Genomic DNA, 23,891 nt, shown 5'->3' with positions numbered 1-23,891 from the left:
GAGGTGTTATTATGGCTGTTTAATAATCACTTTTTTAGATAATGTGCCACCATTAGTTAAAGATACCGTAACCACATAAGTGCCACTACTTAAGTTGTTGGTTGGGTAGCTATAATTGGTGTTTTCTACGCTTAGTTCTTTATGAATTAAACGCCCTGTGATATCAAAAAGTTCAAAGGTTTTAATAGCACTTTGTGTAGAGGTTGCTTCAATCGTTTGGCTTAGCGCTCTAATATCTACATTGTTTAATATGTCTTGGTCAATAATACTTAATGTTTCAGAAGTAAACCTAAGGATAAATCGTTCTTTAAAGACACCCAAGTCTGTTGTGAAAATGTATGGGTTGGCTTTTAAATCGTGTATAATATTAAGTTCCGTATCTTCTAAATAAATATTTTGATCAGAGTAGGCAAATAAACCATCTACAGTGTTAAGTGCAATAGTAAACTGACCTTGTTCAGGAGCTTGGTATCCTAAAGGAATGGTATCTGCATCATCAAAAGGTAATGCTTTACCATTAATAGTTAACTTGTTTTCCTTTTCTGTGTCATTTAAGATAGAGTAAAACTGGTAGCTAGTATCATTTAATAAATACCCATCAAATAATCTATCAATATCATCGGTTGCGCCAGATGCATAACCTACAAGTAGAGATAAAGCTTTGTTGTTGCTGTCAATTAAATCTAACCAAATTCTGTGTTTTTCATCAGCCACAGTTGGTGTAGTGGTAGTTTCACTTACGCCTCTATAGAAGCCGTCGTTGGCATACACGCCTCTCATACCATTATTAAATACAATACCACTTGGTGCTGGTGCCGAGTTAAGAAGCTGTACAAAAAAGCCTTGGCCAGCTGCAATATAACCGTTAAAACCAGGAGGTGTAGAACCTAAACTGTTAGCGCTTAAATAATCGTTTTCAGAATAATTATAAAGGAAACCTTCGTAGAAAGGATCATCTACACTTGTACTTGGTGGTGCTGTATGTCTCCAGAAATATAATGTACCATCAATAGATGGATTTGCACTAGTAAAGGTTGTTAACGAAATAGCTGAAGGATATGGATTACCCATTAAATTCCAGTTGTCATCTTCTGCATTAGATGTGTTACCAATACCAGTATAATTGCCGCCATTGTAAGTACCTCTAGTAATATAGTGTGTAATCTGTCCGTTATTTAGTTTACCTTCAAACTCAGCGTTATCTGCTAAAGGAGTGCCTTCTAAATCTCTAATGGCATAACCTTGACCAAGAGCCATAGTGCCAGAAGCGTAAGTCCATTCTCCGTGTTTTCCGGTGGTTCCATTATCTACAGTTGGTATCCATTCAAACATACCATAATAAGGTGTGCTTGGTGAGATATTAGATACGTCAAATGTTTCTACAGGAGTTGACCAATATACATAATCGAAATTAGTTAATGCGGCAACCTCACGTTGTACTCTTGCAGTACCTGTGTTTTGGTTGGTAGCAACGTCTGTAATTTGTATTACACTCGCACTATCTTTAATTTCAAAATCACCAGTTGGTTCAATTTTAATCACATCTTCTATGGTTAACGTAGAATTAGACTGTTGGGTTAAAAGGGCTCCATTTTCAATTTCTAAATTAAAACCAAGACCATCTGTGCTTCCTTGTATAATAGGATTGTTTCCGGTAACAGGTATTAAAATACAATCTGAAGCTACAGGTACGCCTAAAGGAGTCCAGTTATTTGGGTTTTCCCAAGCTGTACTTTGTGAACCGTTCCATGTTTTTTGACCATCTACAGTTACTGTTGTACTATTGCTTTCTTTAATAACGTCTCCATTACATAATGTGTATGTTACTTCAGCGAAATAAGTTGTAGTAGTAGAAGGAGTCACTGTAATTTGATTATCATTATTAGGATCTGGGATTACAATACCATCAGCTATTGGACCTTCATACCATGTTAAATCTGTAATAGGATCTCCAGAGGGAACAAATCTCCAGGCTTCGTTAGTTGCCGTCCAGTTTGGGTCTAATGTATTTCTTCCAGGAGCTACAGTTGCAGAGTTTTGATTTTTTTGTATTCCAATGCTTGCATTTCCATCATTCCACGGATCACTTCCAAAATTTGTGGAACCTGTACCATCAATATTCTTCTCTTTAATATAGACTTCTATAATGTTTGTGTTTTCATAGAACACTATCATACCGGAGTATAATATAGAATTATCATAAAACATAGGTACATCAGACCAAGCAGCAACTAAAGCTTGACAGCCCGAATCTAAATTGATAAGCTGGTATCCAATTTCACCGCCAACACTTGGGTCAACGTCATGATGAGCTCCGTAAATAGATGGGCCAAAATAGTAGTCTGTACTGCCACTACCAGCATTTTTTATGTTAGGGATGTCTCTAGTTGTTCTCCATCCTGAAGGGCTATTTTCTAATCTATCAACATCGAATGAGATAACACCATTAGATCCAATAACTATTGAATTGTAAGTGTTGTCGTAAAAACAAAAGTTAAAAGGTAAGGTGATTTCTGGAGACCAAACATCATCTAGATTTACACTTACAGGGTTTTCTAAACATGAAAATTGAAAAGGTGGATTATAAGGAATAGATTCTACAGAATAGCTAGAGGTGTCTCCTAGTTCTAAATAATTAGCTTCTATTGTGGTCTCTGGAATAGAACAAGCCACAGCAGGTGGAGCAGTGCTACCCAATCCTAGACCTCCAAGTTCTACGAAAGGGCATCCTAAATCAGATACTCCATTGTCATAAGAAACAGAACAAGGAGCAGTAACTGTTAAGTTGTAATCTTCTGCTTCACCACCATTATTAGTAATAGAACAAGGATTTGGTGTTGTATCTCCCCAATCTGCTACAATTCTCATTCTATAACTTCCTGTAGCTGTAGCTGCAGGTATTGTGAAGGAATTGTTAATGGGATCTCCGTAAAAGCCACTAAGGTAAACTTGCTCACCTGTATCTGTGAAATCTCCGTCATTATTAAAATCTACCCATATACCAAAGCCAAAAGTACCACCAACAAAGTTTGCTGAGAAATTTATACTTGAGTTAGCATATTGGCTCACAGATAAACTTGTGAAGTCAGCGTATCCGCCAGATGAGTAACCAGAGCTTAGATTAGAAATATTATTAAAGCCTCCTGTTGTAGAAAAATCATTGATATATCTAGAGCTATTAGTTGCACTAGGTATGCAGTACCAATCTGTAGTTTCGTCATCTGTTAAAGGATTTGTATTTAAGTAATCTGGTCCACCAATACAGCTGTCATTAAATGAATATATATAAAAGTAATAGGTCGTGTTAGGATCTAATCCAGAGACACTGAATGAGGTGTTGTTATCTGTATCTGCAACAGTATAACCAGAAAAACTAGTGCCTATTGTATAGGTTGTTGTATCATTAATAGTTGGAGGAGTACTGTTGGTACTGTAGATCACTAAATAGCTATCTGGTGAGCTCGTTGCGGCAGTAAAACTTCCGTCTAAAGAATTTTGATCTACATTACTAAAAACTAAATTAGTTGGTTGATTGGTTGGTTGAATACATGGAGGAGGGGCAACGACTGTTAAAGTATAGTCTTCTGCCTCACCTCTACTGCCAGAAAATGAACATGGTGAATTAGGTGAAGCACTATTACGATCAGCTAAAATTCTCATACGATGATTACCTGTTGGTGCAGTAGCAGGAATTGTGAAGCTGACATTTGCCGGGTTCATACTATTACTGCTCACATAAACATGCTCATCTGCATCAAAAAAGTCTCCATCATCATTAAAATCTACCCATATAGAGAAGCCATGATTACCAATGAAACTTGCATAAATATCAAGAGTACTTCCGGCATACTGACTTGCAGATAAATTTGTGTAATTTCCATAACCCGGTGGTGAGTAGCCAGTATTGTTATTTGTAATATTTGTTATACCTCCAGTTGTTGAAAAATCATCAATGTATCTTGAATTATTAGTGCTAACTGGAGTACAATATACATCAGTTGTTTCATTACCTGTTAAAGGGTTTGTGTTTAAATAATTTGGGCCACCTGTACAATTTTCATTAAATGAATAAATATAAAAGTAATAGGCTGTATCATTATTTAGACCCGTTGCTGTAAAAGTTGTATTACTATTATTACTAAGAACCGTATATCCCGAAAAACTTGAACCTGCAGTATAAGTTGTACCATCGCTAATAGTTGGAGGAGTACTGTTTGTACTGTAAAGCACTAGGTAACTATCTGGAGAGCTAGTTGAAGCTGTAAAACTTCCTTCAATAGAGGTGTCATAAACATTGCTAAATGTTAGATTAGTTGGTTGATTAGAAGGTTCTGTACAAGGCGGTAGAGCTAATACTGTTAAAGTATAATCTTCTGCTTCACCAGTAAAGGAATTATTACAAGAAGAAGGTGTGCCGTCATTCCAGTCCGCTACAATTCTCATTCTATAGTCTCCAGGAGGTGTTGCTGTTGGGATTGTAAAACTGCCATTTATAGGATCATAATAACCATTATTAAATTGCGTTTCGTCAGCATCATTAAAATCGCCATCGTTGTTGTAATCTACCCATACTCCAACTCCAAATCCATTATAAAAAAAGGAACCGTCGATAAAATTACTATAAAAGTCTACACTAGAGCCAGCGTACTGGCTTACAGATAAATTTATATAATTGCCAAAGCCGCTATTAGAATAACCTGTATTATTGTTTGTGATATTAGTGACGCCTCCAGATGTAGAAAAATCATCTATATAATACGATGAATTTGTTCCTTCAGGAATACAATATAATCCGTCTACTCCAGTAATATTTATATCATCTACATAAATATAATCTCCATTTCCACTGGCGTCACAACGAATTCTAAATGTTGAGCTAGTGCTAAAGGCATAATCTGTAGATGCTATTGTTATAGATGGATTATAAAGTGTGTTATTATTAAAATCAGTTCCGCGTACATAATTTCCTATTTCAACATAACCGCTACCATTGTCAAACTCTACAAAAAAGTCTTCCCCATTTTCCATGCTATCAGCATAAAACAAGAAGTCAAAGGTCACTGAAGAGTAGGAGGCTAAGTTGATATCATCTGTATAAATAGAAGAATATTCAACAGAGTTATCTCTAAGTCTAATATTTCTAACACCATTTATTAATGTACTATATACATAGTCTGCATCTTCACCACCATCATTCCAGTTTCCAATATTTGATTCAAAATCATCAAAAATAGGTAATTGAGCATGAGCTAAATTACTGCTTAATAGAAATGCGAAAAACAGTAATGAAACGAATAAATGTTTATTAAATTTTTTCGAAAAATTAATTTGAGAACATAACAGAGAACGTAAAATATTCTTCATAATAAGTAGGGTTTTTTAACTAAAAATATCACTAATGGACATTGATAATTATCTTAATCTATGGGTTAATTTGGACTAATTGCATTAAATATTGGGTCAAGTGTAGTGAAAATATTGGAAAAAAAATAATTTTTTACCGACAAAACGATTAAAAACATCGATTATCCGCATGTTTGGTGGTTTTTCTTACAGAATTAAAGACTAGAGTAATTAAAATGAGTTGATTATTTTTGTAAAAAAAAGGAATTGTATCAGTATCCTATTGTTAATCAAACCATAACCTACAAGTCTATTTTAATAGTTATAAAACGTGAAGATTTAATTCATCCTTTTATATCGGGAAATAAGTTTCGGAAGTTAAATTATAATATAGAGAAGGCTCAGGCGACAAATGCACCAGCCTTACTAACATTTGGAGGTGCGTATTCTAATCATATCGCTGCAGTGGCTTATGCAGGAAAAGCTTATGGTATAGATACAATTGGTGTTATAAGGGGAGAAGAACTTGGGTTAAAAGAAGATCTAAATCCAACTTTGCGCTTTGCAAAGGAGCATGGTATGCATCTAGAATTTGTGTCTAGAGAAGATTACAGGAAGAAAACAGATGTTGATTTTATAGCGCGCTTAAGGCAAATTTTTGGGGATTTTTATTTATTGCCAGAAGGTGGTACCAATGCTTTAGCAGTTAAGGGGTGTGAGGAAATTTTAGAACCAAAGGATGGTATTTATAATTATATCTGTTGTGCAGTTGGTACAGGTGGTACTATTGCAGGTTTAATTAATGCCTCTAAAGCATCTCAAGAAGTTTTAGGTTTTCCTGCTTTAAAAGGTGATTTTTTACAACAAGATATTCGTAAATTTGCAAATCAAGAAAATTGGAAGTTAATTACAGATTATCATTTTGGAGGATATGGTAAAATAAAGCCAGAATTAATTGCGTTTATCAATAGGTTTAAAGCCGATTATAATATTCCATTAGATCCAATTTACACAGGTAAGATGCTATTTGGCATATTTGATCTAATTGATAAAGGGTTTTTTTCTAAAGACGCAAAAATACTTGCAATTCATACAGGAGGCTTACAAGGCATTACTGGAGCAAATGATATGTTGCAACGAAAAAAAATGCCTCTCATTGATATTTAAAAAATAAACAGAAACAGATACATGAAATTTCGATTTATATTAGTTTTAATAATACTGTCTGCTTGGAGTTGTGGTCCTAAAAAAGGAATTGTAACAAAGCGAGGTTCAACAAAAACGGAAAGAACAAAAACCGAAAGAAAGGTTGTTACTAACCAAACGGAAGAGAAGACTCAAGGCAATATAGAAAAAACTGTAGCAAAAAACAGCGGTACACAAGATGCTGTCGAGGAGTATGTTAGCGTTTATGCTGAGATTGCTAAAAATAATATGCGTTATCATAAAATTCCGGCAAGTATTACGCTTGCTCAAGGTGTATTAGAGTCTGGTGTAGGTCGTGGTCGCTTAGCTGTTAAAGCTAATAATCATTTTGGTATAAAATGCCACGGTTGGAAAGGTGCTAAAATTTACCACGATGATGATCGCTCTCAAGAATGTTTTAGAAAATATACTAAAGCAGAAATGTCTTATGAAGATCACTCAAAGTTTTTAACAGGCAGAAGTCGTTATGCGAGTTTGTTTGATTTAAGACCAAATGATTATAAAGGTTGGGCAAAAGGCTTACGAGCAGCTGGCTATGCAACGGACAGAAAGTATCCGCAAAAATTGATAAGTTTAATTGAGCGTTATGAACTTTATAAGTACGATGAAGAAGTTATTAGTGGTACAACCTCCACAGTAAGAAAATCTACTACAATCATAGAAGGGAAGAAAAAATCGACTTCTAAAAAGCATATTGTGGCAGAAGGAGATACATTATACTCGCTGTCTAGATTATACAAAACAACAGTTGATGCAATTAAAGCTGAAAACAATTTAAAATCAAATGGCTTAACTATAGGTCAGCAACTTATTATTCCAAATTAAATTATGTTATATCAAAGAAGTAGTGCATTATTTAAAGATGCGCAAGCTGTAATTCCGGGAGGTGTAAACTCACCAGTAAGAGCATTTAGTGCTGTTGGTGGTACACCTATTTTTGCTAAATCGGCAAAAGGTGCTTATGTGTATGATGAAGATGGTAACCGATTTATAGATTATATTAATTCTTGGGGACCAATGTTATTGGGTCATGCGTTTCCACCAGTAGTAGATGCTGTTATTGAAAAGGCAAAACAAGGTACCTCTTTTGGGATGCCAACTGCGATTGAAACTGAAATTGCAGAATTGGCCGTTTCTATGGTGCCTAATATTGATAAGATTCGTTTTGTAAATAGCGGAACGGAAGCGTGTATGAGTGCTATTCGTTTAGCAAGAGGATTTACTAAAAGAGATAAAATAATAAAGTTTGCTGGTTGTTATCATGGTCATAGTGATTCATTTTTAATTGCAGCCGGTAGTGGAGCTATTACTTTTGGTACTCCAAATAGTCCTGGAGTTACAGAAGGAACGGCAAAGGATACTTTGCTGGCACGCTATAACGATATTAATAATGTAAAGGAATTGGTAGGCGCTAACAAAGGCACAATTGCAGCCATTATTATTGAGCCAGTTGCAGGTAATATGGGGTGTATTCCTCCTGTAGATGGTTTTCTAGAAAGCTTAAGAGCGTTATGTGATGCTAACAATATCTTATTAATTTTTGATGAGGTAATGACGGGTTTTAGACTGGCAAAAGGTGGAGTGCAAGAACTTAAAGGTGTAGATGCAGATATTGTTTGTTTTGGTAAAGTTGTTGGTGGTGGATTACCAGTTGGTGCATTTGCTGCGAGAAATGAAATTATGAATTTCCTCGCTCCATTGGGTCCAGTATATCAAGCTGGAACTTTAAGTGGGAATCCTTTAGCGATGGCTGCAGGTTTAGCCATGCTAAAAGCAGTGCATTCGGATAGTGGTTTAATGAATAGGCTAGAGGAGAAGACTAAATATCTTCATCAAGGGATAACGGATGCGTTAGCTAAGAATAATGTAACACATACCATTAATAGAATCGGTTCTATGATATCGGTTCATTTTGCTGAAGAAGCCGTTGTAGATTTTGATTCTGCTGCTAAGGGAAATAACGATACCTTTAAGAAATTCTTTCATGGCATGTTAAATGAAGGGATTTATATTGCGCCAAGTGCTTTTGAAACTTGGTTTATTACTGATGCTTTAACGTATCAAGATTTAAATGAAACTATTGCAGCTGTAGAACAGGTTGCTAAAACATTGTAATAAAAAAAAGCCTCACAATTAGTGAGGCTTTTTTTTAATTATTAGCGCTGAAAATTTTATACTTTTCGAATTGTTCTTCTGTTAAAATTGTTTCAATTTTATTATCTAACTCTGCGTTTAATTTTAAGATAGCTTCTTTACTTGGGTTGCTTTCTTCAAGTTCAGCTGCGCGTTTTCCATGGTTCTGAAAAGCTTTGTAAATTGGCTCTAATTGAGATTTGTCTAGCTTTAGCTGTTTTCTCAATTCTTGGGTCTTATTAGTAGCCTCAGTGTTAATTTCTGTGTGGATAGCAGTCGATTGTGCCATTACAGATTCTGTTCCAAGAATCATTACAAGGGCAAACAAACAAAGTGTAATTACTTTTTTCATTTTGAAGTGTTTAATTAAATTGGTCACTAAAGTAACAATTTAATTCAATAAAATAAAAAAGTATCGACTAAGCGATACTTTTTTATTGTAAAAAAAATTAAATTAACCTCTTTTACTTACGTTTTTCATCGCGGTTTTCTCCACGTTTGCCTCTTTTTTTGTGTTCTCTCGGCTTCATTTTTTCAAACTGAGCATATTGTTCTGCAGTTAAAATGGTTTTCATTTCACGCTTCATTTCAATTTGCGCGTCTAATCTAAGATTTTGTCTTTCTATCATTTCCTCTTTAGATGGTCTTTCTTTTTTCTCACCATCTGCAGGTTTGTTTGCTTTTCTAGCTGCTTGTCTAGTTTCCGCCTCATCTAAAATTAACTTATGTACTTTTTTTTGTTGAGCATCGGTAAGATCTAATTTAAGTGTTAGCTTTTTAGATTTTAAATCTGCGATGTCACTAGGATTCATATCCTGTCTTAGTTCAGAAGTATTATTTCTGTCCATTTTTCTGTGTTCCTTTTTTTGTGCAAAACCATTTAAGGTTACAAGAGCTAAGGCGATAATTACTAATTTTTTCATGTGTCTTTTGTTTTAACATTATACTTGCTTAGACAAGAGATGTTTAAAAACGTTTAATGGTAAATCTATTTTTAACATGAAATTTAACATTAGCTTTCAATGAGTTGAAGTGTGGTTTGGTAAAGATTACCGTGCTCTGTCTTGTTTTTTAGCCAAGCGTAGAAGCTAATAACAAAAATATCTTCTTCTCTAATTGTCACCCATTCAAAAGCGGTTTCTAATTGATTTTTAAAATCTTCTTTAGACATCTGTTCTAGTTTTAAATAATACAGTTCTGCAAATTTTAGAAAAGTGAGAATTCTAGTTTGGCCAATGTCTTTAAGATATTTCGTATAACGACGTCTAAAGCCTTTTAATCGGGAATTGAATAACTCGTCTTCATAAAGTTCAATATATAAGAGTAGTTCTGCGACATTTTTTTTAATCACCCAATCTATGCCTGCTTTTTCTATATACCATTGGTCTGTATGGTGGAACTTTGCTGAAATTGATTTAGCTTTTGCAAAGTCCTCTTTCTGAAAGTAAAACATAAAGCAAGATAAACGTAGATCTAACAATGTTTCTGAGTTATTATGCTTTGTTGTGGTTACGCTTTCAATTAACGCAATTGCTTTATCTTGGTTATGGCTATAGTTTAGGTTCAGTGCTTCAACTAGCGTTTTCTTTAATTTAAAAGCTTTATGATAAGTGCTTTTTTTTAACAACATGAGTTGCTCCATTTCCTTTATGTAATGTAAGGAGGCTTCAAATTTTTTGTTTCTAAAAAGAGTATTGGCAATGATGTAGACAATTTCAATTTGATAAAAGAGTTGTTTCTCTGTTTCTTTCTTCTGTTTTAGAAGGTCGTAGCTATTCATTACAAAGCTCTCAATGGTGTAGTACTTTTTGGTTACTAAAGCAGAAATATTAGCGATTGCTAAAATCTGGTATAAGGATTTAAAAGAAAGTGACGAATTAATTTCAATATGATGTGCTTTTAATAGGTGTCCTAATTCAGATTCAAAATCTATGACGTTGCCTTGGTAGCTGACTTCGTTTAACATTGCTTTTAGTTTTGCATATACAATATTAAGTTGATCCTCTAATTGGTGTTTTTTTTGATTCTCTTTTTGTTTTAAGATTAAAGTTTCTAAGTCAATTTTAGGAAGGTTTGAAGCGTATTGAATTTTGGTATGATAAATTTCATTTAGAATAGGAAACAGCAAATGCTCATCTGCCAAACGTTCGGCTTTATCTAAAATTTTGTAAGCAATGCTAAACTTGTTTTGTAATAAAAATGTGCGAGAGGCTAAGATGTATTTAACAACCTGCATGTCTAAAGAGTTTTCATCTTCAAGATTTTTATTGGCTGTAAAATCTATTAAGGACTGAAACAGGCGTTTTCTTAGTGCGTGATAAGCGTTGCTCTTTTCTACTCCATATAAGCGTTTGCATATTGTTTTAGAATCATCATTAGAATGCGCAAGTGATTTAAATAATTGAATGTTTTTAGTATCCTTTCTTTTGTTCTTTTGCTGAAGGTAAGTGACGAATTTATTATGGTCTTCAGTTTTTAAAGTGTTTATAATTGATTTTATTTCTATCATTAATTCGTCAGTATATTTTTATATTAGTTAATAAATATAATGCTTTTTTAAGTTTAGTTATTAATTATATCGTCAGTTTTATTGTAAATATGGTTTTTTTGATCAGCTCTTGTGTGCGAGATTTGCATCATAATCATTAAAACAAAGTATTATGAATTATCAAACCACAGTGTCTTTAAAAGACGAGGAAAATGTAAAATCAAGAAAGAAAGAAAAGAAGGTGTATAACCACAAGCCAACTCCTGCATTTATTGGTGCATCATGGTCTGCTTTACTTATAGGTATGGTTGCTTATTGTGTAGGGCTTTGGAATGCAACTATGGAGCTCAATGAAAAAGGCTATTATTTTACCATTCTATTATTTGGATTGTTCTCCGTAATCTCAGTGCAAAAAGCGGTTAGAGATAAACTTGAAAACATTCAGGTCACAGATATGTATTATGGAATAAGTTGGTTCACTTCTGTAGCAGCCATTGTTTTGTTGTCTATAGGGCTTTGGAATGCCGATTTAGAATTAAGTGAAAAAGGATTCTATGCCATGTCTTTTACCTTAAGTTTGTTTTCTGCAATTGCAGTGCAGAAAAATACAAGAGATGTTGCCTATATTAATAACGAACTAATATCAGAAGAAGACGAAGATTAGTTTTGATGATGGGTTTACTAGTCACCCAAAACCTCGTAATCCGTAATGGTATTGCGAGGTTTTAAATACTTATAAGTTGAACTAAAATTTTAAATTATGAAATCAAAACTGCATAATGATGTGACAGAATTATTAGAAAACAATGTTATTTCTGATACTGTAGCGCATCAGATTTTAGCTTATTATGATGCTAAAGATACCCAAAAGTCTAATCCATTATTTACTATTTTTGGGATATTAGGATCGGCATTAGTGGGTTTAGGTATTATTTTAATATTAGCTCATAACTGGGATGATTTTTCAAGAGCAACAAAAACAATGTTTGCATTTTTGTCTTTAATTTTTGGGCAATGTGTTGCAGGTTACGCTATTCTTAAAAAGAAAAGTCAAGCATGGAAAGAATCTTCAGGCACTTTTCTCTTTTTTGCAATAGGTGCTTCTATTGCTTTAGTGAGTCAGGTTTATAATATTCCAGGTGATTTAAGTAGTTTTTTATTGACGTGGATTGTACTTGGTCTACCTTTAATTTATGTACTTAACTCTAAGGCCGTAGCCATGTTGGTTATTGTGTTTTCTACCTACTATGCTTGTGAATATGGTTATAGTTTTGGTTACGGAAACAAGTCTCCTTGGTTATATTTTGTACTCATTTTAGGTACAATCCCGTTTTATGTTAGAGCGCTTAAAAAGAAACCAGAAGCGAATACTACCGGAATTTTTAATTGGTTATACACCATAAGTTTGATTATAGTGTTAGGAGCTTTTATTGATTATAATTGGTCATTAGGCTTTTTAATGTATGCCATGTTGTTTGGTTTTTTCTATAATATGGGAAAATTACCAATCTTTAAAAGTCAACAATTAAGACGTAATAGTTTCACTGTTTTGGGTTCTTTAGGAACCGTAATTTTACTATTGGTACTTTCATTTAATGTTGTTTGGGAAGAAATTCAACAAAACTTAATAGTATTTAATAGTCAAGAAATGCTGATATCATTAGTACTAATGGTAATTGCTTTGGCATTATTGGTATATACTAAAATTGGTAAGAGTCAATGGGAATTGAATATATTTCAATATGCATTTGTTCTGTTTTTAATTGTGTTTGCAGTAGGTAGTGAAAATGCACAATTGGCAACCATTTTTACAAATGTGTTCTTATTAATTTTAGGTGTTTTTGCCATTAAAATAGGAGCAGACTCTTCAAGGTTTAGTGTGCTAAACTATGGACTTTTAATTATTTCTTCAACTATTGTATGTCGCTTTTTTGACGTGGATATGAGCTTTGTTTTAAGAGGAATATTGTTTGTACTCGTTGGACTTGGATTCTTCTTTGCAAATTATATGATGCTTAAAAAGCAAAAAGTAAAAAACAACAATCTTTAAAATGAAACACATGAAAACCATACATATATTTATCATATTTATTGTTGTTGCATTACTTCAGTTAATGGTGCCAGCAAAGATGATTTACGACAAAGAAACTGTTTTAATAACCGGAACAGTTTACAAATTTAAAACACAACCCATAGATCCCAATGATCCATTTAGAGGGAAATATGTAACGTTAGGTTATGAATTAAGTACTGCTAAAAGTTTAGATTCTACAATTCAAAATAGGGATAGAGTTTTAATTTATCTTGAAAACGATAGTTTAGGTTTTGCTAAGGTGAAAAGCGTGAGTAAAAAAGATCTTAAAATGGGAACTGATTTTATAGAAGTTGAAATAGATTACTATAATGTGAGTGCTAATATGGTGCATTTTAATTTGCCTTTTGATCGTTATTACATGGAGGAATCTAAAGCGAAACCTGCAGAAGATATCTATAGAGAATACAGCAGACGAAACGATACTATAAACCAGACATATGCTTTGGTGGCTATTAAAAATGGAGAAGCTGTTTTAAAAGATGTGTATATCAATGACAAGTCTATTCATTATTACATTGAAAAAGAGGAGAGGTAATTTATTCGTTTTCTTATAAAATAAACTAATAAGTAAAAAAAAGAAGGCTTCAAAATAAATTGAAGCCTTCTTTATAAGTGGTATTAAATTTTAGATTATTTATTACTTCGGATCTAAAATAAGATTAATACGCTCAATAGCATCTGCAATGTGTATTCTACTCATAGTATCTGCACCACGAGCGGAACGTAATTGGCTACGTAACGTTTTTAACTCAGCTCTAACAACAGCTCTAATATCAGATTGGCTAGTATTTACAGCAGTCATTTTAACGTAAGGACTTCTAGATCTTCCGCTTTGGTCCTTAGCTGTCATTAAATATTCTAGTCTATCAATATGTGCACGTTGTAGATTACGTCTGTAAGTATCTATTTTATTTCCAGTACGTAATTCACTCCAAATACCTTTGCGTAAATCGCTCATCATATCTGGTAAAGCATAAGCTTTATTATCATAAGTATATGCTTCTGTTAAACGTTGCATTTTCCCTAAGCTCATAATGTTGTTAAGCGTTCTGGCTTGTAAACCTCTAACGCGTTCAACAGAACCAGCGAACTCAATACGATCAAAAATATTTTTGTCAATTAACCATTGTGGAGTATCAAATAAATTCTCTTGAATAAATTTCATAGCTTCTTTTTGATGCGCTTTAGGAACAGCAGTATAAACAGCACCTTCTTGATCAGAAGTTTTGTAGTATTCATAAACTCCGCCAATGTTATTAGAAACATGTCCCATATAACGGTTGAATTGAGAAATTACATGTCCATACATTTCTTCTAAATCATCATAACCTTCTCCTGCTTCTGTAGTCCATTCAATAAGATTTGGTACAATTCGTTTTAAATTCTTAATACCATATTCACTAGCTAACATAGCATCATCTCCTAAATCTTCAGTTTGTGAGCTAGGATCTACAACATCACCAGCTTGTTGATGTCCAAAACGGTACATAGGATCACCAGCATGTTCCATAATCCATTGATTAAGAATTGCCTTTTCTTCTTCTGCAGTTTTATCTAAAAGAGGTCTGTAACCCCAAGCAATAGCATACTTATCGTAAGTTCCAATATCTGGCATTAAAGCAACACCTTCGTCACCAGGTTGCGCTATGTAATTAAAACGCGCATAATCCATAATAGATGGTGCAGTACCATATTTTTTAGTGAATTCTGCATCACGTAATTTTTCTACAGGATAAGCAACACTACTTCCCATATTGTGAGGCAAACCTAGAGTATGTCCGACTTCATGAGCAGATACAAAACGAATTAAACGTCCCATAACTTCATCTTTAAATTGTGGGCTTTGAGCATCAGGATTAATGGCTGCTGTTTGTACAAAGAACCATCCACGTAATAATGACATTACATTATGGTACCAGTTAATATCACTTTCTAATATTTCACCTGTTCTTGGGTCACTTACGTGAGGACCATTTGCATTAGGAATAGGAGATGCTAAATAACGTACTACTGAGTAACGTGCATCTTCTGGGCTCCAATCTGGATCTTCTTCAACAGTTGGTGGATCTTTTGCTATAATAGCATCTTTAAAACCTGCAGCTTCAAAAGCCACTTGCCAATCTTCTATACCTTGCTTAAGATATTTTCTCCATTTTTCTGGAGTTGCTCTGTCTATATAATAAACGATTTGCTTTTTAGGAACTACTAATTCACCTCGCTTAAATTTCTCAATGTCTTCATCTTTAACTTCTAGTCTCCAACGGTCTAAAAATTCTAATGATTTACTTTTTTGATCTTCTAAACCATAATCCGTTTGGTTACTAGTAAACCAACCTACACGCTCATCAAAATAACGACGCTTCATAGGCACTTCTGGTAATAAAATCATAGAGTTATTAATTTCTATAGATATGGCACCTGTATTAGAATTTGATGGTGGTTGTCCTGATGCATACGTTTTTACGGTACGCGATTCAATATTTGTAGGATAAGATTTTATCGTTTCAATGTATGAAAGCTGTGCATCTAAACGTGAAATTTTATATTGTCGTCTTGCACGTTGTGGAAAACCTAATGGCTTCACATCTTTTTCAAATAAATCTGTAACTTCAATAACTGTATTTAAAGAATCCTTGCTAAATGCTTTAATAGGAAAAGAAGCAATTACAGGCTCAAAATTAGAGTTTTCAACAGCTTCATGTACAGGTAAAGAATCTGCAGCAACGACTTCGTAAGAAACCATGCGTAACAATACTTTTTTGTCTTTCTTTTCCCAACGTAATACTTGTTCGCTTAATTTTCCTCCACCAAATCCAAGACCTGATGCAGTTTTAGCTATACGAGTTACCATAAGCATTTCTCTATTAAAAAGAGAATCTGGAATCTCATAGTAAAATTTGTCATCTACCGTGTGCACAGTAAATAAACCTTCGTCGCTTTTTGCTTCTTTAGTGATGATTTTACTGTAAGGTTGTGGATCGTTTTTTCCAGGTTTCTTTGCTGGAGGTTTTGCCATGGCTGTGGCATCTTTTGATTTTCCGGCTTTTTTTGCAGTAGAGCAAGAAAATGCGAGAAATGCTGAAACTACTAGGAGTAGTTTAAGTGATACGTGTTTCAAATTAGTCGGTTTTTATTAAATTTTGTTGAAAATACGGATTCTAGTAAGAATCTGATAAATTTAAAACCGACTTTAGTATTTTTTTAACGTGATAATTAAAAGGTATTCATGTACTCTTGGATGAGGTCTAATCCTTCAACGTGTCGCATGGTGGTGCCAATAAATGGCATACTTATACCATCTAAATAAAAAGAAACTCTATAATCAATGAGTACACTTTGTTCTGGGATATTACTTTCCTCTAAAGGAGTTTCGAGTGCGAGGTTTAAGGTCGATTGATCCGCACATGATCCGCCAGGAATATGACAATGCGCGCAGTTAATATCCATATAGGCTCTTACTCTGGTTTCTAAAGGAAGCGATGTGTCTTGCCAATTTGCTAGACTTCTTACAGAAGCACTATTAGATAAACCAGTTAAAGTTTGATTGGCTATAAATTGTTCCAATTGATTAACTCCATTAATTTCAAAATTCATAGATCTCAATTTTGGACCTATTGGTATAATGTTATCATTATTACTATGACATGTAAAACAATCTGTGTTAGAGGGTATTTGAAAAGTAGAAGAGTTGCTGTTACCTTCGGTATCAATCCAAGTTACAGGTAATGAGCTTCCTTCTAGATCTAAAACAGCATCTGTCTGTTCGCTGTTCCATTTATAATCACCTGTTTCCCAAAGGCCGTTTAATTTAATTAAAACTCGTGTTTCAATAATTGTTTTTCCCAAAGATAAATCGCGATCATCAATGTTGAAATAAAAGGTTTTGGCAATGACAGTATTGTCAGGAAAGATAGGCAATCCATCTCCATCATATTCCATACTAGTTCCTTCTGGTAAGGCGATAATACGTTGTTTGTGAGCATAGTCTGAAAACAATCTGGTGTTAAGGTCGTACTCAAATGCTTTTGATGTAATCATTAATTCATTCAAATTACCTGAAAATAAATTTAACTCAGATAGGTTGGTTTTAAATTCTGCAGCGACATTTGGTACTGAAGTTGTAAAGCTGTACACATTAGAGTATAAGCTCATATTATTGGCGTCACAAAGCGTTTGGATATATATGTCGTAAGTTGTATTAGCTATTAAATTGGTGAGTTCAAGGTCTGTGTCTGCTTCAGAAATCGTTGTGCCATTACCTAATGTAAATCCTGTAATACCATATTCTATAGAGTATTCTGCAGAAGCATTAACGGCATTCCATGTAATTGTCGCGGAATTACTAGTAATTGTATGTGAAGAAATATTTGTTACACTATCACAAACGGCAATAAAATCATCTGCATCATCTGAGCAAGAAAAAGCAGTAAATAGAGTAAAACATAAAATAAATAGCTTTTTCATAATAAATGATGTGTTTCTTTAGACATAGCAGTTGTGAAAATACTAAAAATGTATTAACTATCTATTTTTTCATGACTTTAGCTTGAAAATTTTCAAGAAGAGTAAGCTTTTTATATTATTTAAGGAGCTTTGAAATATGGTAAAAATCTATTAATTAAGGCTTTAACTCAATGCTGTTTTTTGTTAAAATAAAAATAGTATATTTATCAAATAATTAACTAGACCTAAGCTATGGATAGAAGAAATTTCTTAAAAAAAGGCGGTAAAGCATTATTAGTTACTTCAACTATTGCGTTAACCGGAATATCTCTTAACTCATGTTCTACAGACGATTCTGATGATAGTTTCACAGATGGTTATTACGATGATGGCTACTATGATGATGGTTACTACGATGATGGTTACTACGATGATGGTTATTACGATGATGGTTACTACGATGATGGTTATTATGATGATGGTTATTATGATGATGGCTATTATGATGATGGCTATTATGATGATGGCTATTATGATGATGGTTATTACGATGATGGTTATTACGATGATGGCTATTAATAGCTACAACAATTCATTCTAAATTTATTTTATGTTAAAAGTTGCATTTTTACACGATGTAGGAATGGACTTTATTGGTGGTGCAGAATTGTCTAATAAGAAAATTATTGACAAAGGGCTTGCATTAGGCTATGAAGTTGTCTATGATAATTTACGAGATTTTGAACGTACTAAATCCATAATCGCAACTAGCGACATAACCATTCTAAACAATTTGGTAAGATGCAAATATGAGTTTGAACTTATTGCATTTTTACGATCTCAACAGTTACCTTATATAAAGTGGGAACACGATTATGGCCTTTGTGCTAAGCGAAGTTTGCTATGTATGGTAGAGTCTAAAGTTAAAAATTGTTGTGATACTAATCGCTTTCACAATTATAGAAACCTTTTTGCCGATGCTTTGCTTAATGTGTTTCAGTCACCAATGCACTATGATTATCATAAAAAGTTGTATGGCGAAGCTGTAACTAAACATATTGTTCTTCCTCCTCCAATTAATGTTGAAAATATAAAGACCTCTTCAAATAAAAATAAAGACGAAGTCGTTTTTATTGGGAGCTTAAACCAAGTAAAAGGTGGGCATAAATTAATAAATTATGCTATTTCTCATCCTGAATTAAAATTTAAAGTTTTTGGAAAGAATAGATTAAGAAGAACACTTCCGAAAAATATAACAATTACAGACAAAGTACCAAATAAAAAGGTTTTAGAAGCGTTTGCAAAAGCTGAATATTTCTTTTTTAAACCACTTTGGCCAGAACCATCTGGACGTGTGGCTGCTGAAGCTTTTTTGTCTGGGAATTCTATAGTATCTAATGATAGAGTAGGTACATTTTCTTATGATTTTTACCCTAATGATATTGAAAGAGCAAGAGAAGATATGGCAAATGCTCCAAGTTTCTTTTGGGAATCTGTTTTAGAAGCACTTTCAAAAACAAAACAAAAACAAGCTAAATTTAAGCACGTCCTCGTGTATAAAAGTTATGGTGGACTTGGTGATCAGTTTATTGCTATTCCTGCTTTAAATAAGTTAAAAGAAGTTTCAGAAGAGGTTACGCTAGCGATTCCAAAAGGGTTACTTAATGTTTTTGAAAAACATACCAATGGATTTCATCTTATGGCTATTTCTGATATTGAAAATAGTGATACAAGTCAATTTGATAAAGTTATTAATCTAGGGAATTACCCTAAGAGTCGTCGCTATCGCAATGAAGGCGTTATTGATTATGCAACACATAATAAATTAAGACAGCACGCGCTTAAACATTACATAGATGCTATTGCCACTTTGCATAAAGAAGTAGATACAAACTATAACGGCTACCCTTATTTTGCGGCTGAGGTCAATATAGATGAACCTTATTTTACGGTGCATCCAGGAGCAGGTTTTAAACCAAAATGGTGGCCAACAAATCGCTATGTAGAACTTATAAAGTTAATTTTAGAGCGATTTAAAAATTATACATGTACGGTTATTTTGGGGCCAAATGATCCTGAATCATTTCATTTTAAAAATATAGAGCGAGTAACAGTAGAAACTGGTAATCTTGATGCTGTGGAAGCTTGTTTAAAAGGATCATCATTTCATATTGGTAATGATTCTGGTATAACGCATTTTGCAGGTGTGTTTAATGTGCCATTTCTATCTTTTCATGGACTTACAGGTCCAGGATCGTGGTCGGCACTTTCAGAACATAAAGAAATTATTTGGGGTAAACCTGGCAATTGTAATATTACTTGTAAGTACGATATTGCAACAAATTGTGAGCATCGTATTTGTTTAACTTCAATATCTATTCAAACGGCTTTAGCTGCTGTTTATAAATTGATACAAAAAAGTGATATTATGGGAGAGGGTAGAGAGAAATTAATTTTTAATCCTGAATATCAAGTAAAATCTGAATCAGAAGGATTTAGAATCACTTCTAAAGACAAGCAATTATTTTTAGAGTTTAAGGATAAAGCTGAGCGTTTATATTTTACAGAGTTGGTGCAGAATGATGTTTTTGTTGATTCTATTCCTACGGATAACTTAAACATTTTAATTAATACTTTAATTGAAGAGCAGCTTGTGTTTTGTTTGCCTGTTTAATTATAACGAAATTTGCTCTTTCACAATATGCCATTCAAAATTTAAGAAAAGACGACTATGAGCTTCAAAAGGGTCTCTATTTTTATCTAATAAAATACGTTTTTTTGCTTTGTATAAATCTTCTGTAGGTTTTGTGTTTCTAATAAGATTATGATGTGGATTATCAGAAATTTTGTGTTCATGGCTATAAATAGTTTTGTTATTAAAAACAGATATTTTAGTGCCTAAACGCTTTTGGAAATCAATAAAGAATGTGTCTTCGTGTCCGTAATGTCCACAAAATTCTTCATCAATGCCTAATGATTTAAAATAGGTGCTTTTACTCAAGAAAAATGTATTGAAATGTGTCTTGTTTTCAGCATTATCTCTTTTTCTGAGAAATTTATAAATATGATCTGGAATTTTATATGCAATTAGAAATTGTAAAACTGCTTCAGGGAAAATATGGTCTAAATCCGTGACAATCAGTTTTTGAGATTTAGACAAATGAACGCCTAAATTTCTGGCACCACCTTGATTCCATTTAATATCAGTAGTGATTTTAACTAACGTATAGTTAAGCGAGCAATCTTCAGGAATTGTAATCTCTACAGGAGAACAGTCGTTAATAAAAATAAAATGAATATGTCTTAAAAGATATGGTTTATATGCTCTATATATATTTAAAAGAGCATATAAACCATTAAGATTGTGTTCTAAATAAACAGGAACAACATATGTGAGTTTTATCTGTTGATATTTAAGCATGGTTAAATTTAAACCATTTCAACAAACAAACCATCATCAGTTTTTTCAACCTTTGTTAGACCATGTTTGCTTAAACCTTTAATGCCTTTATCCCAACCTTTATTACTTAAACCAGATTTAGATTTTAGAACGGTTAAATCCATGCGTTTTTCAACTTTTAGAACTTCTAAAATTGCTTTTTCATTATCACTAAGGTCTACTTTCTTCTTCTCTGGTCGCATTTGAGGGAAGAATAAAACTTCTTGTATACTTTGATTGTTAGTTAAGAACATAATTAAACGGTCCATACCAATTCCCATTCCAGATGTAGGAGGCATTCCGTATTCTAGTGCACGTAAAAAATCGTGATCTATAAATTCTGTTGCTTCGTCATCCCCTTTTTGAGCTAATTTTAATTGGTGCTCAAAACGCTCGCGTTGATCAATTGGGTCATTTAATTCTGAATAGGCATTGGCAACTTCTTTACCGCAAACCATTAATTCAAAACGCTCAGTTAATTCTGGGTTTTCTCTGTGTTCTTTACACAAAGGACTCATTTCTTTAGGATAGTCGGTAATGAATGTTGGTTGGATATAATTCCCTTCACATTTTTCACCAAAAATCTCATCAATTAACTTTCCTTTACCCATGGTCTCATCAACTTCAATATGCATGCCTTTTGCAGCCGCTCTTATTTCGTCTTCAGACTTATTATAAATATCAAAACCTGTGAATTCTAAAATAGAATCGCGCATGGTGATACGCTTATAAGGTGCTTTAAAATTGATTTTATGTTCACCAAAAGTCGCTTCAGATGTTCCATTAACAGCTAGTGCACAATGTTCTAGTAATTTCTCACAGAAATCCATCATCCAATTGTAATCTTTGTATGATACATAGATTTCCATAGCGGTAAATTCCGGATTATGAGTTCTGTCCATACCTTCATTTCTGAAGTTTTTAGAAAACTCATAAACACCATCAAAACCACCAACGATTAATCGTTTTAAGTATAATTCGTTAGCAATTCTCATATATAATGGAATGTCTAAACTGTTATGGTGTGTAATAAATGGACGTGCAGCTGCTCCTCCAGGAATAGGTTGTAAAACTGGAGTTTCTACTTCAAAATAACCAGCATCATTAAAAAACTGACGCATCGCATTAAAAAGTTTGGTACGCTTTACAAATACTTCTTTAACGTGTGGATTCACCACTAAATCTGCATAGCGTTGTCTGTAACGCATTTCTGGATCTGTAAAGGCATCATACGTTTTTCCATCCTTTTGCTTTGGTATTGGTAAGGGTTTTAAAGCTTTACTTAATAATTTAAAATCTTTTACCATTACGGTCTTTTCACCAACTTGAGTCGTAAAAAGAGTCCCTTCTATACCAACAAAATCACCTAAGTCTAGTAATTTCTTGAAGACATCATTGTACAATGATTTGTCTTCTCCTGTACAAATTTCATCTCTATTAAAATAGACTTGAATACGACCTTCACTATCTTGCAATTGTGCAAAAGACGCTTTTCCTTGAATGTTAATTGCCATTAAACGACCAGCAATAATAACCTGTTTACCTTCTTCAAAGTCAGATTTTATCTGTTTAGAAGTATGATTAACGGGAAATAAATCCGCTGGATAAGGGTTAATCCCTAAAGCTCTAAGCTTTTCTAACTTTTGGCGTCTTACCAATTCTTGTTCTGAAAGTTGCATTCTTATTTATTTTTATAGGCTTATTTGTTTTTATAAATAAGCAGACGCAAAATTACACTTTTTACAAAAATTAGAGAACACCTTTTTAGTTTGATTTTATAAGCTCTAAATTTTCTTTTAAATCCTCATTATCAGGATGCCGTTTTATGGCGTCTTCTAAGACTTCTATAGCTTCTTGTTTTTTGCTAGAAATACCAAGTGTATTTGCTAAACTCATGAATGTTCTTGGCTGGTCTGGAAACAACTTAGTATTCAATGTAAATACAGCAATAGCTTCATCGATTCTTTCTGTTCCGTATAAAATTCTGCCAAAAGTATTTAGTTCATACATGCTTGGGACTTCATTTTTAAACGTTTTTAATAGTTTTTTCTCTTTACGCTTTAGCCCTTTTGCTCCTTTTTTCTTTAGAATATTGTTTGCAACTGTTACAATCTGATAGTTAGATTTATAGTCATTGATTGTAATTATATTCTGAATATCTTCTTCAAAAGTACCAATAGGATGCTCTACAATACGGTTTACCTCTTTTCCGTCTTTATAAAAAATAACAGTTGGTACTCTGTGAATATTTAAGCCTGCTTCTTCATGTTGCGGACTTTGTTTATACATGTTAGGTTTTCTGCTAAGAGCTATGACGGTTAATTGTTCCATCGGAAAATTAGATGCTTCTAATACTTTGTAAAGTTTAGGGACTTCTTGCTTACTGTCTCCACACCAAGTTCCCATAAATAGGGTAATGGTATAATTTTTTAATTCCGAAGAAATAGCATTTATTAATTCTAGATTAGTTTCATAATCAGAGTGATTAGTAATAAACCAAGATTTATAATGTTCACTTTCTAGACCAGTTTTATCTATTTTTCCTAGTAAAAAAGGTGTTTCGCCTTCTTCTATAATTTCTTGATTGAGTTGTTGTGCATTGATTTGATATGCACAGAGGATTGTGACTATGATGGTTAAAATGTTCGTTTTCATTTTGATGAATTGATTGATTATTAAATTTATGGGTAAAAAAAGAATGTCATTCTAAATTCTTATTATTGGATTCTAGAATGACAATTCAT

At 33.3% G+C, this 23,891-nt stretch carries 17 protein-coding genes; 8 read left to right on the top strand and 9 right to left on the bottom strand.

Annotated elements, in window-relative coordinates; all coding sequences use genetic code 11:
- Window positions 1-9: 9 nt before the first annotated feature.
- Window positions 10-5,364 carry a GEVED domain-containing protein gene (locus ACJJVO_RS09260; RefSeq protein WP_405573186.1) on the bottom strand — a complete coding sequence of 1,785 codons (5,355 nt, stop codon included), beginning with the start codon at window positions 5,362-5,364 and terminating at the stop codon, window positions 10-12.
- A gap of 246 nt (window positions 5,365-5,610) precedes the next feature.
- Here ACJJVO_RS09260 and ACJJVO_RS09255 point away from each other — a divergent pair, with 246 nt between their 5' ends.
- The 3 genes from ACJJVO_RS09255 to hemL are packed head-to-tail and all read left to right on the top strand — an operon-like array spanning window position 5,611 to window position 8,664.
- Window positions 5,611-6,510 carry a 1-aminocyclopropane-1-carboxylate deaminase/D-cysteine desulfhydrase gene (locus ACJJVO_RS09255; protein ID WP_405573183.1) on the top strand — a complete coding sequence of 300 codons (900 nt, stop codon included), beginning with the start codon at window positions 5,611-5,613 and terminating at the stop codon, window positions 6,508-6,510.
- Window positions 6,511-6,531: 21 nt separating this feature from the next.
- A complete protein-coding gene (locus tag ACJJVO_RS09250; RefSeq protein WP_405573180.1) occupies window positions 6,532-7,374 on the top strand; it encodes a glucosaminidase domain-containing protein in 843 nt (280 codons plus the stop codon).
- 3 nt (window positions 7,375-7,377) lie between these two features.
- Window positions 7,378-8,664 carry a glutamate-1-semialdehyde 2,1-aminomutase gene (hemL, locus tag ACJJVO_RS09245; RefSeq protein WP_405573178.1) on the top strand — a complete coding sequence of 429 codons (1,287 nt, stop codon included), beginning with the start codon at window positions 7,378-7,380 and terminating at the stop codon, window positions 8,662-8,664.
- A 34-nt stretch (window positions 8,665-8,698) separates the two neighbouring features.
- On the opposite strand, the gene ACJJVO_RS09240 is transcribed toward hemL, so the two are convergent.
- From ACJJVO_RS09240 to ACJJVO_RS09230, 3 genes are all read right to left on the bottom strand, one after another.
- Window positions 8,699-9,034 (bottom strand): hypothetical protein, encoded by a 336-nt coding sequence (locus tag ACJJVO_RS09240; protein WP_405573176.1) that lies wholly within the window; start codon window positions 9,032-9,034, stop codon window positions 8,699-8,701.
- Between the two features lie 112 nt (window positions 9,035-9,146).
- Window positions 9,147-9,605, bottom strand: a complete 459-nt coding sequence (locus ACJJVO_RS09235; protein ID WP_405573174.1) for a hypothetical protein — start codon at window positions 9,603-9,605, stop codon at window positions 9,147-9,149.
- A gap of 89 nt (window positions 9,606-9,694) precedes the next feature.
- Entirely contained in the window at window positions 9,695-11,191 is a 1,497-nt protein-coding gene (locus ACJJVO_RS09230; protein WP_405573172.1) for a hypothetical protein, read from the bottom strand.
- Between the two features lie 151 nt (window positions 11,192-11,342).
- Here ACJJVO_RS09230 and yiaA point away from each other — a divergent pair, with 151 nt between their 5' ends.
- From yiaA to ACJJVO_RS09215, 3 genes are all read left to right on the top strand, one after another.
- On the top strand, window positions 11,343-11,834 hold the full coding sequence (yiaA, locus tag ACJJVO_RS09225) for an inner membrane protein YiaA (RefSeq protein WP_405573170.1): 492 nt from the start codon (window positions 11,343-11,345) through the stop codon (window positions 11,832-11,834).
- Between the two features lie 96 nt (window positions 11,835-11,930).
- Entirely contained in the window at window positions 11,931-13,220 is a 1,290-nt protein-coding gene (locus tag ACJJVO_RS09220) for a DUF2157 domain-containing protein (RefSeq protein ID WP_405573167.1), read from the top strand.
- Between the two features lie 10 nt (window positions 13,221-13,230).
- Window positions 13,231-13,800 (top strand): GDYXXLXY domain-containing protein, encoded by a 570-nt coding sequence (locus ACJJVO_RS09215; protein ID WP_405573164.1) that lies wholly within the window; start codon window positions 13,231-13,233, stop codon window positions 13,798-13,800.
- A 102-nt stretch (window positions 13,801-13,902) separates the two neighbouring features.
- Here the strand turns inward: ACJJVO_RS09215 and ACJJVO_RS09210 are convergent, their stop codons facing one another.
- On the bottom strand, window positions 13,903-16,383 hold the full coding sequence (locus ACJJVO_RS09210) for a zinc-dependent metalloprotease (RefSeq protein WP_405573162.1): 2,481 nt from the start codon (window positions 16,381-16,383) through the stop codon (window positions 13,903-13,905).
- Between the two features lie 95 nt (window positions 16,384-16,478).
- Complete coding sequence (locus ACJJVO_RS09205; protein ID WP_405573159.1) at window positions 16,479-17,729, bottom strand: fibronectin type III domain-containing protein; 1,251 nt, start codon at window positions 17,727-17,729, stop codon at window positions 16,479-16,481.
- A gap of 231 nt (window positions 17,730-17,960) precedes the next feature.
- Here ACJJVO_RS09205 and ACJJVO_RS09200 point away from each other — a divergent pair, with 231 nt between their 5' ends.
- Window positions 17,961-18,287 carry a hypothetical protein gene (locus tag ACJJVO_RS09200; protein ID WP_405573156.1) on the top strand — a complete coding sequence of 109 codons (327 nt, stop codon included), beginning with the start codon at window positions 17,961-17,963 and terminating at the stop codon, window positions 18,285-18,287.
- Between the two features lie 31 nt (window positions 18,288-18,318).
- Entirely contained in the window at window positions 18,319-20,382 is a 2,064-nt protein-coding gene (locus tag ACJJVO_RS09195; RefSeq protein ID WP_405573153.1) for a glycosyltransferase family 9 protein, read from the top strand.
- On the opposite strand, the gene ACJJVO_RS09190 is transcribed toward ACJJVO_RS09195, so the two are convergent.
- The 3 genes from ACJJVO_RS09190 to ACJJVO_RS09180 all read right to left on the bottom strand — a co-directional run bounded on the left by ACJJVO_RS09190 (window position 20,383) and on the right by ACJJVO_RS09180 (window position 23,802).
- Window positions 20,383-21,129, bottom strand: coding sequence for a glycosyltransferase family A protein (locus ACJJVO_RS09190; protein ID WP_405573151.1), 747 nt, complete (start codon window positions 21,127-21,129; stop codon window positions 20,383-20,385).
- Between the two features lie 8 nt (window positions 21,130-21,137).
- Complete coding sequence (lysS, locus tag ACJJVO_RS09185; protein WP_405573149.1) at window positions 21,138-22,826, bottom strand: lysine--tRNA ligase; 1,689 nt, start codon at window positions 22,824-22,826, stop codon at window positions 21,138-21,140.
- 85 nt (window positions 22,827-22,911) lie between these two features.
- Window positions 22,912-23,802 carry a hypothetical protein gene (locus ACJJVO_RS09180; RefSeq protein WP_405573147.1) on the bottom strand — a complete coding sequence of 297 codons (891 nt, stop codon included), beginning with the start codon at window positions 23,800-23,802 and terminating at the stop codon, window positions 22,912-22,914.
- Between the last annotated feature and the right edge of the window lie 89 nt (window positions 23,803-23,891).

Source organism: Winogradskyella sp. Asnod2-B02-A, assembly GCF_045063645.1.
Classification (GTDB): domain Bacteria; phylum Bacteroidota; class Bacteroidia; order Flavobacteriales; family Flavobacteriaceae; genus Winogradskyella.
This window is presented reverse-complemented; position numbering and strand designations above follow the sequence as displayed.

What these genes read in the sequence shown, in the direction of transcription:
- ACJJVO_RS09190 (WP_405573151.1), bottom strand. Translation starts at nt 21,129, where the DNA reads ATGCTTAAATATCAACAGATAAAACTCACATATGTTGTTCCTGTTTAT.
- yiaA (WP_405573170.1), top strand. Translation starts at nt 11,343, where the DNA reads ATGAATTATCAAACCACAGTGTCTTTAAAAGACGAGGAAAATGTAAAA.
- hemL (WP_405573178.1), top strand. Translation starts at nt 7,378, where the DNA reads ATGTTATATCAAAGAAGTAGTGCATTATTTAAAGATGCGCAAGCTGTA.
- ACJJVO_RS09240 (WP_405573176.1), bottom strand. Translation starts at nt 9,034, where the DNA reads ATGAAAAAAGTAATTACACTTTGTTTGTTTGCCCTTGTAATGATTCTT.
- ACJJVO_RS09220 (WP_405573167.1), top strand. Translation starts at nt 11,931, where the DNA reads ATGAAATCAAAACTGCATAATGATGTGACAGAATTATTAGAAAACAAT.
- ACJJVO_RS09205 (WP_405573159.1), bottom strand. Translation starts at nt 17,729, where the DNA reads ATGAAAAAGCTATTTATTTTATGTTTTACTCTATTTACTGCTTTTTCT.
- ACJJVO_RS09250 (WP_405573180.1), top strand. Translation starts at nt 6,532, where the DNA reads ATGAAATTTCGATTTATATTAGTTTTAATAATACTGTCTGCTTGGAGT.
- ACJJVO_RS09195 (WP_405573153.1), top strand. Translation starts at nt 18,319, where the DNA reads ATGTTAAAAGTTGCATTTTTACACGATGTAGGAATGGACTTTATTGGT.
- ACJJVO_RS09200 (WP_405573156.1), top strand. Translation starts at nt 17,961, where the DNA reads ATGGATAGAAGAAATTTCTTAAAAAAAGGCGGTAAAGCATTATTAGTT.
- ACJJVO_RS09215 (WP_405573164.1), top strand. Translation starts at nt 13,231, where the DNA reads ATGAAAACCATACATATATTTATCATATTTATTGTTGTTGCATTACTT.
- ACJJVO_RS09235 (WP_405573174.1), bottom strand. Translation starts at nt 9,605, where the DNA reads ATGAAAAAATTAGTAATTATCGCCTTAGCTCTTGTAACCTTAAATGGT.
- lysS (WP_405573149.1), bottom strand. Translation starts at nt 22,826, where the DNA reads ATGCAACTTTCAGAACAAGAATTGGTAAGACGCCAAAAGTTAGAAAAG.
- ACJJVO_RS09260 (WP_405573186.1), bottom strand. Translation starts at nt 5,364, where the DNA reads ATGAAGAATATTTTACGTTCTCTGTTATGTTCTCAAATTAATTTTTCG.
- ACJJVO_RS09180 (WP_405573147.1), bottom strand. Translation starts at nt 23,802, where the DNA reads ATGAAAACGAACATTTTAACCATCATAGTCACAATCCTCTGTGCATAT.
- ACJJVO_RS09230 (WP_405573172.1), bottom strand. Translation starts at nt 11,191, where the DNA reads ATGATAGAAATAAAATCAATTATAAACACTTTAAAAACTGAAGACCAT.